We start from the raw sequence: 13,507 nt of genomic DNA on the forward strand, positions 1-13,507 counted from the left end.
CGCACCCCCGCGCGCTGTACATGCACGCTCGGCGCAAGATAATCACACCGGGCGCTGGGAGAACTCCCCCGGGATGTCACCGTTCCGTCCCAAGTCGCAGGGCTCCGCCCCCCGGTGGTCCCGGAGACCGTGTCTCCGGGACCTGCGCAGGTCGGACCGGGGATCAGCGCAGTGCCGAACCGGCCTTCCACCGGTCCCATCCGAGGTTCCACCCGCCGAGCCCGTTGTCCGGCTCGACCGTCGTGTCGGTGGAGTTGATCACCTCGACCACATCGCCCACGAGCGTCCGCTCGAAGAACCATCCGGCCGGGGTGTCCGAGCTGCCGCCCTTCACATCACGCAGGCCGATACAGCCGTGACTGGTGTTGTCGGAGCCGAAAATGTCGGGAGACTCCCAGTAGTTGCCGTGCAGGAAGGTCCCCGACTTGGTCAGCCGGATGGCGTGCGGCACGTCCTTGATGTCGTACTCGCCGCCGAAGCCGACGGTGCGGCTGTCCATCCGGGTCACCTCGTGCAGCTCGGAGACCACCATCTTCCCGTTGTACGTGGTCGTCTTCTTCGCACCCGCGGTGATGGGCACCGTACTGACGAGCTCGCCGTCGCTGCGTACCTCCATCGTGTGGGCCCGGGCGTCGACCACGGACGTCTGCGACCGGCCGACCCGGAAGGTGACCTTCTTCTTCTGGCTGCCGTACACCCCGGGCGCACCCTCGACATCGCGCAGCCCCACGTCGACGGTGACCTCGGTGCCGGGTTTCCAGTACGTGGCCGGGCGGAAGTCGAGGCGCTCCTTCCCGAACCAGTGACCGACCACCTCGGTCTCGGGCTCCGCGGTGATCCTGATGGCCCTCTCCACCGCAGCACGGTGCTTGACCGGCCGGTTGAAGTCGAAGGAGACGATCATTCCGGTACCCACCGTGGACCGGTTCTCCGGCTTGAAGTAGCCGATGAAGCGGTCCTTGGGTACGAGGGTCGTGAAGGTGGTGCTGCGGGCCGAGCGGTGGCCGTCCCCGTCGACGGCGACCGCCTCGACGCTGTACTTCCCCGCCAGCCCGAGCCGGTACCCGCCGTCCCGGGGCGCCCACGACCGGCCGTCCTTGGCGATCCGGCCCTGCACCTCCTCCCGTTCCGCGTCCTCCGTCCGTGTCACCTTGACCGATTCGAGCCGTCCGTCGGGGACGGTGACCTCGATCCGGCTCCTGGCTCCGACGTTCTCGGCGCCGTCCTTGGGGACGATCCGGATGACGTCGTCGGGGGATCGGTTGTCCCCGAAGAACGACGTGCCCCCGGTGCAACCGGTCAGTACGGCCAGCACGGTGAACAGTCCTGCCCATGTCAGCACGGCGGCCGAACCCGCCCGTGCTCTCTTCGCTACGTGGTTCACGTCCCCCCAACGACAAGGGGAGGGCGGGGGAAACGTGAGTGCGGGCCCCGCCGTGGGCAGAACAGAGGGGGAGGACCACACCGGGAGGGCCGCGGCCGGGACGCCGTGCGCCCTGTCTGCGGTGCCGCCCCCGACGAGCCGCGGGAGGCCGAGAGGTGTCGAGTACAGCCGAGCAGGAGGAAGCGTCACCGACGATCGGGAGGGTGGTAGAGCGCGGACCGGCTGTACCGAAGGAGCCGGCCGGACCACCCGTATGGCCGGGTGCCCCGATGCCGCTCGGAGCCCGGTTCCGGGTCGGTCCGGACGGTGTCGCGGGCACCAACTTCGCCCTCTGGGCCGGCGGGGCGGAGGCCGTCGAGCTCTGTCTCTTCGATGCGCAGGGCCGCGAGACACGGCTGCCCCTGACCGAACTCACCCATGAGATCTGGCACGGTTTCGTCCCCGGCGTACGGGCCGGACAGCGCTACGGCTACCGGGTGCACGGCCGCTGGGACCCCTGGACCGGCGCCCGCTGGAACGCGGCGAAACTGCTCCTCGACCCGTACGCCCGTGCGGTGGACGGTTCGTTCACCCTGCCGCCCGAGGTGTACGGCCATGTGAGGGACTGGCCGCAGCAGCATGTCGCCGACACCGTGCGCGACGACCGGGACTCGGCGCCGTACGTACCCAAGGGCGTCGTCGTGCACGACGACGACGACTGGGTGGAGGACCGCAGGCCCAAAACCCCCTGGGCGGACTCGGTCATCTACGAACTCCACGTGCGCGGCTTCACCAAGCTCCACCCGGACATCCCGCCGGAACTGCGGGGCACCTACGCCGGACTCGCCCACCCCGCCGCCGTCGGCCACCTCCAGCGGCTCGGCGTGACGGCCGTGGAGCTTCTCCCCGTCCATCAGTTCGCCCACGAGGACCATCTGCTGCGGCGCGGGCTGCACAACTACTGGGGCTACAACTCGATCGGCTACTTCGCCCCGCACGCCGGCTACGCGGCGAGCGGCACGACGGGCGGGCAGGTCGGCGAGTTCAAGAAGATGGTGCGCGCCCTGCACGACGCCGGGATCGAGGTGATCCTCGACGTGGTCTACAACCACACCGCGGAGGCGGGCGAGCTCGGCCCGATGCTGTCCCTGCGCGGCATCGACAACCGCGGCTACTACCGCCTCCAGCCGGACGCCCGCCGCTACGCGGACTACACAGGCTGCGGCAACACCCTGCACGTGGTGCAGCCGCACGTGCTCCGCCTGATCACGGACTCGCTGCGCTACTGGGTGACGGAGATGGGCGTCGACGGCTTCCGCTTCGACCTGGCGGCGGCCCTGGCCCGCTCCATGCACGACGTCGACATGCTCTCCCCCTTCCTCGCGGTGATCGCGCAGGACCCGGTGCTGCGCCGGGTCAAGCTGATCGCCGAACCGTGGGACGTCGGCAACGGCGGTTACCAGGTCGGCGCCTTCCCCCCGCTGTGGACCGAGTGGAACGACCGCTACCGCGACGCCGTACGGGACTTCTGGCGCGGGGCGCTGCCCGACGTACGGGACATCGGCTACCGGCTCACGGGGTCGAGCGATCTGTACGCCTGGGGCGGCAGACGCCCGTACGCCTCCGTCAACTTCGTCACCGCCCACGACGGTTTCACCCTGCGCGACCTCGTCACCTACGAGCACAAGCACAACGAGGCCAACGGCGAGGGCAACCGCGACGGCACGAACGACAACCGCGCCTGGAACTGCGGCACGGAGGGCGAGAGCGACGACCCCGGCATCAACGCCCTGCGCCGCCGCCAGCTGCGCAACCTGCTCACCACGCTGCTCCTGTCGACCGGAGTGCCGATGCTGGTGGCGGGGGACGAGATGGGCCGCACGCAGGGCGGCAACAACAACGCGTACTGCCAGGACAACGAGATCGGCTGGCTGGACTGGTCGCTCCTCGACCGGCCGGAGTGGCGGGAGCTGACCGAGCTGACCACCCGGGTCCTCGCCCTGCGCCACGCCCATCCGGTACTGCGCCGCCGCGCCTTCTTCGCCGGGACCCCCCAGGCCCCGGACGGGCTGCGGGACCTGGCGTGGTTCACCCCGCAGGGCGCGGAGATGACGGAGGCGGACTGGTACGCACCGGCCGCGACGCTCGGCCTCTACCTCTCCGGGCGCGACATCCCGGGCCGGGACGCCCGGGGCGAGCAGATCACCGACGACAGTTTCCTGGCGGTCCTGCACGCCGCGCACACCCCGTGCGACTTCCATCTGCCGGGAGCGCCCTGGGCCCGGTCGTACGAACTGCTCCTGGACACCTCCCGGGAGGACCAGTCCACGGCCCCGGGAACGGTCCACCGGGGCGGTACGGCACTGACGGTGCCGGGGAGGTCGGTGCTGCTGCTGCGGGTGACGGGATGAGGGGCTGATACGGGCCCCGACCGGTGCGGACTGTCCGGAAAACCAGATGAGCGATGTCAGTGGCGAACCATAGGCTCGCTCCTGATGCCCGAAAAACCTGCAGAGCCCACGGACCGGTCCGCCGTGCGCTCCCTCATGCGTCTGTGGCCCTATGTCCGGCCGGTGCGGATGCGCTGGCTCAGTGCTGCTCTGGTGGCGGTCCTGGCGTCGTGTCTCGGCCTGGTGATCCCCCTCGTCCTGAAGTGGATGGTGGACGGTCCCGTCGCCGACCGGGACCCGGGCGGAGTATGGCTCGGCGCGCTCTACCTGCTGTTGCTGGGAATCGCCGAGGCAGGGCTGTTCGGGCTCCGGCGGTGGCTCGTGGCACGGCCGCTGGCGGGGGTCGAGGCGTCGATGCGCGCCGATCTCTACCGGCATCTGCAACGGCTTCCGGTGGCCTTCCACGACCGCTGGCCCTCGGGGCAGCTGCTCTCGCGCGGGACCACGGATCTGATGCTGATGCGGATGTTCCTGGCGTTCCCGCTGACGTTCCTGCTGGTCAACACCACCACGATCCTGGCCGGTTTCGTCATCCTGTTCGCCCAGGACTGGTCGCTCGGTCTGGTGCTCCTGGCGCCCGCGCTGCCGCTCATGGTCCTGTGCTCGCTCTTCGAGACGAAGTACGCGCTGGTCGCGCGCTCGGCGCAGGACCAGGTCGGTGATCTGACGACGGTCGTCGAGGAGAGCGTGCTGGGCATCCGGATCGTCAAGGGCTTCGGCCGGAACCGCAGCCAGGCGCAGGCCTTCCGCGCGCTGGCGCAGCGGCTGCGCGGTACGGAGCTGGGCAAGGCGCGGCTGCTCGCGGGGATCTGGGCGCTCATCACCGCCATCCCCGAGCTGGCGATCGGTGCCGCACTGGTGCTCGGCACGATCCAGGTGGCGGACGGCGAGCTGTCCGCCGGGACGCTGGTCGCGTTCCTGTCGACGGCGCTCGCACTGCGCTGGCCGGTCGAGTCGATCGGGTTCCTGCTGGCGATGAGCCAGGAGTCGGCCACGGCCGCCGACCGCTACTTCGAGGTCATGGACGTGGCCGAGGAAGTGGACGAGGACACCCCGGACGCGGCGGCCGGGCGGGGCGCGGGCATCGTCTTCGACGGGGTCGAGTTCCGCTACCCGGATGCCGAGCCCGGTTCCGTACCCGTACTGGCCCGGATCGACCTGAGGGTCCGGCCCGGCGAGACGATGGCCCTGGTGGGGGCGACCGGGTCGGGGAAGACGACGCTCACCGCGCTCGTCCCGCGGCTGCACGAGGTCTCCGGCGGGCGGATCCTGCTGGACGGCGAGGACATCGCCGCCATGGAACGGACCAGGCTGCGTGAGCTCGTGTCGGTGGCGTTCGAGGAGCCGACGCTCTTCTCGGCGACCGTCGGGGAGAACGTTCTGATGGGCGCGGACGGTGCGGGTGAGAAGGAGCTGCGCCGGGCGCTCTCGGTGGCGCAGGCCGACTTCGTGTACGACCTGCCGCAGGGTGTCGACACCCAGGTCGGGGAGCAGGGCCTGAGTCTCTCCGGCGGCCAGCGCCAGCGCCTCGCGCTGGCCCGCGCGGTGGTCGGCGAGCCGCGGTTCCTGGTGCTCGACGATCCGCTCTCCGCGCTGGACGTGCACACGGAGGCGCTGGTGGAGGCGGCGCTGCGGCGCGTGCTCGACGAGACGACGGCCGTGGTGGTCGCGCACCGGCCGTCCACGGTGATGCTGGCCGACCGGGTGGCTCTGCTGTCCGACGGCCGGATCAGCGCCGTCGGAACCCATCAGGAACTTCTGCGCACCAGTGCCGAATACGCCTGGCTGATGTCCGGGGCCGAGGACGACGCCCGTGTGCTCACTGCCGAGGAGGGCAGCTCGCGATGACCAGTGCCACCGCCGACGGACCGGCCACCACCGACGGACCCGCCCTCGCCGACCAGGACCTGCCCGGGGCGAAGCCGGACCGGCCGGGCCCCGGGGACGCCTTCGACCGCGACGCCCTTCCCGCGCCGCCCGGTTCGACCTGGGCGCTGCTGACCTCGCTGCTCGGCCCCCTGCGTGCCCGGGTGGTCGTGGCGTCCCTCCTGCTCCTGGTCCAGCAGGTCGCGGTGCAGGCGGGGCCGCTGCTGGTCGCGTACGCCATCGACAGCGGCGTGCCCGCGTTCCGGGACCACGACTACGGGCCGCTGATCGCCGTGGGCGTGGGGTACGGCGTGTGCTCGGTCGGCGCGGGGGCGCTGCAGTACGCGTTCATCCGGGCCGCCGCGCGGATCAACCAGGACGTGCTGCTCGATCTGCGCGGCCGGATCTTCCGCCACGCACAGGCGCTCAGCGTGGACTTCCACGAGCGCTACACCTCCGGCCGGCTGATCTCGCGATCGACCACGGACGTGGAGTCGCTGCGCGAGCTGCTGAGCGAGGGGCTGCAGGAACTCATCGGTGTGGTCCTGTCGTTCGTGTCGATCTCGTTGATGCTGCTGTGGCTGGATCTCGGTATCGGCGCGATCGCGGTGGGCTCCTTCCTGCCCCTGTACCTGCTGGTGCGGATGTACCGGCGCCGGGCGGCCCAGGCCTATTCGGCGCGTTCCTCGGCCATCGCCGCGGTCATCGTGAAGTTCGCGGAGACGATGAACGGGATCCGTCCGGTGCAGGCCTTCCGCAGGGAGCGGGTCAACGACGCGGACTTCTCGGTGCTCAACCGCCGCCACGAGCGGCGGAACGGGGACGCGCTGCTGGAGATGGCCCGCTACGTCGTCGGTTCCCGGCTGGTCGCCAACACGGCGGTGGCCGCGATGGTGCTGTGGGGCGCCTACCGGGTGGCGTCGGGGACGCTGGCGCTCGGGGTGCTGGCCGCGGCGGTGCTGTATCTGCGGCGGCTGTACGACCCGATCGACCGGCTCGCGATGTTCCTCAACTCCTACCAGTCGGCCGCTGCCTCGCTGGAGAAGATCGCGGGTCTGCTGGCGCAGACTCCCACCGTTCCCGAGCCGGCCGCGCCGAAGGAGCTCCCCTCCCCCGCCGGTGAGCACCCGGGTCGTGAGGTGACGTTCGACGGGGTGCGGTTCGCCTACCGGACGGGCGGCGAGGTCCTGCCCCGCTTCGGTCTGAGGATCCCGGCGGGCCAGACCGTGGCCGTGGTCGGTTCGACGGGCGCGGGCAAGTCGACGCTCGCCAAGCTGCTGGCGCGTTTCTACGATCCGACCGAGGGCCGGGTCCTGCTGGACGGCACCGATCTGCGCGATCTGGCCACGCCGGAGCTGCGGCGGGGCGTGGTGATGGTGACCCAGGAGGCGTTCCTGTTCTCGGGGACGATCGCGGAGAACATCGCGATCGGCCGTCCGGAAGCGACGCCCGAGGAGATCGAGCACGCGGCCAAGGCCATCGGGGCGCACGACTTCATCAGCGGCCTGCCCGACGGCTACGCCACGGATGTACGCAAGCGGGGCGGCCGGATCTCGGCAGGCCAGCGTCAACTGGTGGCGTTCGCACGTGCGTTGCTGGCGGACCCCGCCGTGCTGATTCTCGACGAGGCGACGAGCTCGCTCGACATCCCCGGCGAGCGGGCGGTGCAGCGCGCCATGGACACCGTGCTGCACGGCCGTACGGCGGTGGTGATCGCACACCGCCTGTCGACCGTGGAGATCGCGGACCGGGTGCTGGTGATGGAGCACGGCCGGATCGTGGAGGACGGGAGCCCGGCCGAACTCATCGGCACCGACGGCAGGTTCGCCGGGCTGCACCGCGCCTGGCGGGAGAGCCTGGCCTGACGGAGTACCGACGGGTAGGTGCGTGACCTCCCAGGGACGGCGCAGAACTGGCCACAGTTCCGCGCCGTCTCAGCACGTGGTCATCGTCCGTTTGCCGCTTCGTCGTTCGAACACCGTGAATTCGAACGAAATCTCAACTCACCCTGCGAATTCTGGGCCCGCGCGGTCCCGGCACCCGCTTTACGGCACCCGGATGACATACGGCGAAACGTCCGCTTAACGAACATGACCATTCCGGCAACGGACGAATTCCGGCCAATGTGTTGACGCGGTCCTGACATACACCCCTTTCTGCTGGGACTCTTCCCCCGTTCTGCGCACCGCCTGCTCTGCCCGGCCGGCTCACCCAGCCCGGCTGTCACCCCCCTCGCAGAAGGAGTCCGCGTGAGATCCAGATCCAGCCGTCGTGCCACCGCGACCGGCGCTCTGATAACGGCAGCAGCCCTCCTCGCCGTCGGAGTTCAGACGGGTGCGGCCACCGCCGCTCCCGACGCCGCCGCCTCCTCGGCCGCCGCCGCCAAGGGCGCCGACCCGGGTTCGCTGCCCGCGAAGCTCTCCCCCGCCCAGCGTGCCGAACTCCTCCGCGAGGCCAACTCCACCAAGGCGGCCACCGCCAAGGAGCTGGGCCTCGGCGCCACGGAGAAGCTCGTCGTCCGTGATGTCGTCCAGGACGTCGACGGCACCACGCACACCCGCTACGAGCGCACCCTCGACGGCCTCCCCGTCCTCGGCGGCGACCTTGTCGTGGCCGAGACGAAGGCCGGGAAGACCGAGGGCGTCACCAAGGCGTCCAAGGCCACCGGTGCCCAGCTGAAGGCGGTCGGCACCACGGCGGACATCGCGCCCGCCGCCGCCGAGAAGCAGGCCCTGACCGCGGCACAGGCCGAGGGCTCGAAGAAGGCCGAGGCCAGCAAGGCCCCGCGCAAGGTGGTCTGGACGGCGAGCGGCACGCCCCAGCTCGCGTACGAGACCGTCGTCGGCGGCCTCCAGCACGACGGCACCCCGAACGAGCTGCACGTCATCACCGACGCCTCCTCCGGTGCCAAGCTCTACGAGTGGCAGGCCATCGAGACGGGTACCGGCAACACCCAGTACAGCGGTCAGGTGACGCTCGGCACCTCGGGCACGTACAACCTCACCGACGCGACCCGCGGCAACCACAAGACGTACAACCTGAACCGCGGCACGTCGGGCACCGGGACCCTCTTCTCCGGCACCGACGACATCTGGGGCAACGGCAGCCCGTCGAACCTCGAGACCGCCGGCGCCGACGCCCACTACGGCGCGGCCGAGACGTGGGACTACTACAAGAACATCCACGGCCGCAGCGGCATCCGGGGTGACGGCGTCGGTGCGTACTCCCGCGTCCACTACGGCAACAACTACGTCAACGCCTTCTGGTCCGACAGCTGCTTCTGCATGACGTACGGGGACGGCAGCGGCAACGCCGCGCCCCTGACCTCGCTGGACGTGGCCGCCCACGAGATGACGCACGGCGTCACCTCCAACACCGCGGGCCTCAACTACAGCGGCGAGTCCGGCGGCCTCAACGAGGCGACCAGTGACATCTTCGCCGCCGCGGTCGAGTTCTACTCCAACACCGCGGAGGACCCCGGCGACTACTTCGTCGGCGAGAAGATCGACATCAACGGCGACGGCACCCCGCTGCGCTACATGGACAAGCCGAGCAAGGACGGCGCGTCCAAGGACGCGTGGTACTCGGGCATCGGCTCGGTCGACGTCCACTACTCCTCGGGCCCGGCGAACCACTGGTTCTACCTGCTCTCCGAGGGCAGCGGCGCCAAGACCGTCAACGGGGTCTCGTACAACTCCCCGACCTCCGACGGCCTTCCGGTGACGGGCATCGGCCGCGACAAGGCCGCGCAGATCTGGTTCAAGGCGCTCACCACCAAGTTCACCTCGACGACCAACTACGCGGCCGCCCGCACCGGCACCCTCGCCGTGGCCGGTGAGCTGTACGGCACCACGAGCACCGAGTACGCCGCGGTCGCCCATGCGTGGGCCGGTATCGCCGTGGGAGCCCGCCCCGGCGGCGGCGACCCCGACCCGGGCGGCACGGTCTTCCAGAACACGACCGTCAAGGCACTCGCCGACCGGAGCACCACCAGCATCCCCGTCGCCGTCACGGGCGTCACGGGCAATGCGCCGAGCGACCTCTCGGTCGCGGTCAACATCACCCACACCTACCGCGGTGACCTCGTCCTCGACCTGGTCGCCCCGGACGGTACGGCCTACCGGCTGAAGAACTCCTCCTCGAGCGACTCCGCGGACAACGTGGTGGCGACCTACACGGTCAACGCCTCGTCCGAGGTGGCGAACGGCACGTGGAACCTGAAGATCCAGGACGCCTACTCGGGCGACACCGGGACCTTCAACAGCGTCAAGCTGACCTTCTGACCCGGTGAGCGGGCACCTGCTGCCGCAGAACAGCAGCACCTGAGCAACTGACGTACGCGGGACGGCCCGGGAGAGCATCGCTCCTCCCGGGCCGTCGTGCGTGCCGGCAGCGCCCGCTGTCTCAGCTGGGGTTGTCGGCGTGGGTCAGGGTCTCCCAGGCCACGAACAGGTTGTTCGACGCGGCGGGCCGCTGCCGCTCGGTGAGGGTCTGGGTGTTCGACATCGCGTAACCCATGCGGTTGTGCAGGGCGTTGAACCCGACCTCGGTGACAGGGCCCAGGCTGTCCTTGAGCGAGCCGCCGCACAGCGAGGACGGAACCGCCGTGCCCAGCTGGTACTTGGCGTGGAGGCCGAGCGCGTGGCGCAGCCGGTCGGCGACCTCGGGGTAGAGGTCCTGGCCCTGGATGCGGCTGGTCTCGGCGATGTGGGAGATGGCGGAGAGCCCGTAGCCGGTGTGGGTGAGGTCGCGGCAGGTCTCCTGGGAGAGGCCGTCCATGAAGGTCGACTGCCCCTGCCAGTAGCTGATGATCTCGTCCCGCGTGTCGAGACCGCTGCCGGGCGCGGCCTTCGGCAGCGAGCCGTCCGCGGTCACGTAGATGTACGCGGGGACGCGCCCCCGGAACTTGGTCACGGCCTTGTCGTACGCGGCGCGGTCCTCGAGGAAGACCGCGATGCCGATGGCGGCCTCGGTCATGGACAGTTCCCAGTTGCCGTTGCTGTGCGAACCGTTGGTGACCTCGGGCAGGTACACGTTGCGCAGCATCGTGCCGAAGCGGCCGGAGTTCGGCCAGCTGCTGTAGGTGTACTTGATGATCTCGGCGGCCCGCGGCCAGGAGGAGCCGGCCCAGCCGGTCTGCAGGGGTGCGTTGCTGTTGGTGTGGTCCGTGATCACGTTCGACCAGGCGTCCATGATCTGGATCGCCTTCTGGGCGTAGCGGCTGTCCTGGCCGATGTACCAGGCCAGCGAGAGGGTGTACGCGGCTATCGCGTCCTCACGCTCGTCGGTACAGCCGTAGTTGGGGTTGGAGTACGAGCCGCACTCCACGACCGCACGGGGCTTGGCGGTCCGGGTGAGCGAGGCGTACTTGCTGGCCAGCATCTGGTCGTACGCCCCCTTCCAGGGCTGGGCGCCCGCCTGGACCTTCGCGCGTACGAAGTCGAGCTGGGGGCGGCTGACCAGCACGCCGGGGTGGGTGAAGGCGGCCGGCGCGGCCGCTGTCGCCGCCCGGTCGGGGGCAGCCCCGGCGGGGGCAGTGAAGACCGTGGTGATCAGTGCGGCCAGGGCGGCGGCGGTGCCGATGACGCGAGCGATGGTGCCGGTACGCATGTGGGGTGCCTTCCGGTGGGAGGTGTTCCACCAACTCGGTTCATGTAGGTGAACGTTGAGCCGAGTTGTGAACCTGCGATGAGTGAGGAACGTAAAGCCATCGCATGGACACGTCAAGGCATCGCGTTCAGGAAACGAACAACGCACGACGTCGCAGGACGGCACAGGGCTGCGCCGGACAGCGCAGGGCCGTGCGGCGGAGGGCGCCGGGAGAGGGGAGCGCCTATCGGGGGAGGTTCTGCTCCGCCCAGACGACCTTGCCGGTCGCCGTGCGGCACGAACCCCACCTGCGGCACAGCAGGTTGATGAGCTGCAGCCCGCGGCCGCCCTCGTCGCTCACATCGGCGTGCTGGATCTGCGGCAGGTCGGGACCCGTGTCGGAGACCTCCACCCGGAGCCGGTCGTCGCACAGCAGGCGCAGCTTGCCGGGGCCGCCGCCGTACCGCAGGGCGTTGCCGACCAGCTCGCTGACGACCAGTTCGGTGACGTCCGCGAGCTCGGTGAGGCTCCACAGCGAAAGCTGCTCGGTGACGAGCTTCCGGGCGGTGGAGGCGGGGTTGCCGTCGGTGGGAAGGTCCCACACCTGCAGCCTGACGTCCTCGGACAGCTCATGCCCCCCGGCGACCAGCAGCACCGCCTCGTCGAAGCGGCCGTCGGCCGCCCGCAGCGAGGTGAGCAGGCTGCCGTCGTCGAGCTGCTCGGGCGCCATCGCGGCGACCGCGGCGCGCAACCCCTCCAGCTGGGTGTCCACGTCATCTACGCGCGTCTTGATCAAGCCGTCGGTGTAGAGCACCAGCCGGCTGCCCGCCGGCCCGCGCAACCGCAGCGGGTCGTACGGGATGACCCCGGCGCCCAGCGGCGCGCCGACCGGCACGTCCAGGAAGCGGGGGACGCCGTCCGAGCCGACCAGCAGCGGCGGCGGATGGCCCGCGCTCGCGATGGTGTACGTGGAGTCCGCCGGGTCGTAGACCGCGCACAGACACGTGGCGACCTGGTCGTCCTCGAGGTCGCGGGTGGCCAGGTCCAGCCGGGCGAGGACCCGGTCGGGCTCGATGTCCAGCGTCATGAGCGTACGGGCGACGGTGCGCAGCCGCCCCATGGTGACCGCCGCGGGCAGGCCGTGCCCGGTCACGTCGCCGACGACCAGCGCCGTGCGCCCGCTGGGCAGCGCCACCACGTCGTACCAGTCGCCGCCCACACCGTGCGCGTCGAAGGCGGGCGCGTACTGCGCGTGGACCTTCAGTCCGGGGGTGTGCGGCGTGGCGCGCGGGAGCAGGCTTCGCTGGAGCGAGACGACGTGCTCGCGCTCGCGTCCGTAGAGCCGGGCGTTGTCCATGAAGACCGCGGCCATGGCGGCGAGCTGTCCCGCCAGCTCCACATCGGCCCGGTTGAAGGGCGGGCTGTCACCGGCGCGTACGAAGTCGGCGGATCCGAGCAGTACACCGCGGGCGATCAACGGCACCGCCATGTAGCTGTGGACGCCCTGGCGCCGCATCGCCACCGCGGCACTGGCTGTCGGCGCGACGCGCTGGTAGTCCTCCTCGGTCATCCGGCTGACCAGTACCGACTGGCGGTTGCGCAGACAGTGGAGGGTCAGCAGAGTCTCGCGGTAGTGCTGGCGGTCGACCACCTTGCCGACCGGGGAGGGTTCAAGACCTGACAGCGACTCGACGGCCTTGACCGCCATGGCCCGGGTGACCGGCACCCCCGCGCCGGTGACGCGCTCACCCTCCTCGCCCAGGAGCACGGACTCCAGGAGGTCGACGGCCGCCCCGTCGGCCAACCGGGGGACGCTGAACTCGGCCAGCTCCTGCGCCGTCCGTTCCAGGTCGAGGGAGGTCCCGATCCGGGTGCTTGCAGCATGGAGCCAGCGCAGTCGGGCGGCTGTGGTGAAACGGTCGCCCCGCAGCGGGCCGACGGTGCTCGCGGGGCGGACGTGCAGCCTCCGGGAGGCGATGCCCTGCGCGGCCAGTCGACGGCTCAGGCGTCTCGCTCGGCTTTCGCCGCCGTTCACCGTGCTGACCTCCAGTCGCGTCCGGGGACGCCTTGATGTCTCGACGGTGACTCCGGAAGCAACTCCAGCATCTGCCGACGCTGTCATGTTAGCCAGATCACGGTGATTGCACCCCTGCCGGTGTCACGGCCATCTACCGGGCGGGCCGGGTCCGGCGACCCGCCGAGCCGGACGGAGTGCGCAGACCGCGGACCGCGGAACGGC

Annotated in this window: 7 protein-coding genes; 4 read left to right on the plus strand and 3 right to left on the minus strand. The window is 70.5% G+C overall.

The window, feature by feature from the left end; all coding sequences use genetic code 11:
• Window positions 1-163 precede the first annotated feature (163 nt).
• Window positions 164-1,384, minus strand: a complete 1,221-nt coding sequence (locus OG257_RS12125; RefSeq protein ID WP_329207199.1) for a L,D-transpeptidase — start codon at window positions 1,382-1,384, stop codon at window positions 164-166.
• Between the two features lie 269 nt (window positions 1,385-1,653).
• Between OG257_RS12125 and glgX the strand changes: the two genes are divergently transcribed.
• The 4 genes from glgX (at window position 1,654) to OG257_RS12145 (ending at window position 9,962) form a co-directional block, all read left to right on the plus strand.
• On the plus strand, window positions 1,654-3,774 hold the full coding sequence (gene glgX / locus OG257_RS12130) for a glycogen debranching protein GlgX (RefSeq protein ID WP_329207201.1): 2,121 nt from the start codon (window positions 1,654-1,656) through the stop codon (window positions 3,772-3,774).
• A gap of 84 nt (window positions 3,775-3,858) precedes the next feature.
• Window positions 3,859-5,661, plus strand: a complete 1,803-nt coding sequence (locus tag OG257_RS12135) for an ABC transporter ATP-binding protein (protein WP_329207203.1) — start codon at window positions 3,859-3,861, stop codon at window positions 5,659-5,661.
• Window positions 5,658-7,544: an ABC transporter ATP-binding protein gene (locus tag OG257_RS12140; RefSeq protein ID WP_329207205.1), complete on the plus strand. Its 1,887-nt coding sequence runs from the start codon at window positions 5,658-5,660 to the stop codon at window positions 7,542-7,544. Before OG257_RS12135 ends, OG257_RS12140 begins: the two co-directional genes overlap by 4 nt.
• Window positions 7,545-7,928: 384 nt before the next feature.
• Window positions 7,929-9,962, plus strand: coding sequence for a M4 family metallopeptidase (locus OG257_RS12145; RefSeq protein ID WP_329207207.1), 2,034 nt, complete (start codon window positions 7,929-7,931; stop codon window positions 9,960-9,962).
• A gap of 121 nt (window positions 9,963-10,083) precedes the next feature.
• Here the strand turns inward: OG257_RS12145 and OG257_RS12150 are convergent, their stop codons facing one another.
• Both OG257_RS12150 and OG257_RS12155 read right to left on the minus strand, forming a co-directional pair.
• On the minus strand, window positions 10,084-11,289 hold the full coding sequence (locus OG257_RS12150) for an alginate lyase family protein (protein ID WP_329207208.1): 1,206 nt from the start codon (window positions 11,287-11,289) through the stop codon (window positions 10,084-10,086).
• Window positions 11,290-11,512: 223 nt separating this feature from the next.
• Entirely contained in the window at window positions 11,513-13,303 is a 1,791-nt protein-coding gene (locus OG257_RS12155) for a SpoIIE family protein phosphatase (RefSeq protein ID WP_329207210.1), read from the minus strand.
• Between the last annotated feature and the right edge of the window lie 204 nt (window positions 13,304-13,507).

The sequence above is a fragment of the Streptomyces sp. NBC_00683 genome (assembly GCF_036226745.1).
Lineage (GTDB): Bacteria > Actinomycetota > Actinomycetes > Streptomycetales > Streptomycetaceae > Streptomyces.

Excerpts from the sequence above, each read along its gene's own strand:
- glgX (WP_329207201.1), top strand. The coding sequence starts at position 1,654 with ATGCCGCTCGGAGCCCGGTTCCGGGTCGGTCCGGACGGTGTCGCGGGC.
- OG257_RS12135 (WP_329207203.1), top strand. The coding sequence starts at position 3,859 with ATGCCCGAAAAACCTGCAGAGCCCACGGACCGGTCCGCCGTGCGCTCC.
- OG257_RS12140 (WP_329207205.1), top strand. The coding sequence starts at position 5,658 with ATGACCAGTGCCACCGCCGACGGACCGGCCACCACCGACGGACCCGCC.
- OG257_RS12150 (WP_329207208.1), bottom strand. The coding sequence starts at position 11,289 with ATGCGTACCGGCACCATCGCTCGCGTCATCGGCACCGCCGCCGCCCTG.